Annotated in this window: 1 protein-coding gene; it reads right to left on the reverse strand. The window is 53.9% G+C overall.

The window, feature by feature from the left end; translation table 11 throughout:
• Positions 1-61: 61 nt before the first annotated feature.
• Positions 62-301, reverse strand: a complete 240-nt coding sequence (locus tag AC1DUA_RS40485; protein WP_477505002.1) for a hypothetical protein — start codon at positions 299-301, stop codon at positions 62-64.
• Positions 302-484 lie beyond the last annotated feature (183 nt).

Consider the following 484-nt stretch of genomic DNA (forward strand, 5'->3'; position numbering starts at 1 on the left):
GCCGCTCGCTGGAACGTCGAAAAACATCGCTAACGTGCGTCCAACGCGCCGAAACTGAGCGTTAACGCTGRAAAACAAGCTTAACGTCCRGCGAAATGGCCAGAATTGACCCGCCGCTCGCTGGAACGTCGAAAAACATCGCTAACGTGTGTCCAACGCGCCGCAAGTGAGCGTTAACGCTGAAAACAAGCTTAACGTCCGGTAAAATGGCCAGAATTGGCTCGCCGCTCGCTGAAACGTCGAAAAACATCGCTAACGTGTGTCCAACGCGCCGCAAGTGAGCGTTAACGCTGAAAAACAAGCTTATCGTCCGGCAAAATGGCCAGAATTGGCTCGCCGCTCGCTGGAACGTCGAAAAACATCGCTAACGTGCGTCCAACGCGCCGAAACTGAACGTTAACGCTGGAAAACAAGCTTAACGTCCGGCGAAATGGCCAGAATAGACCCGCCGCTCGCTGGAACGTCGAAAAACATCGCTAACGTG

This window comes from Paenibacillus sp. 01T422 (assembly GCF_056398785.1).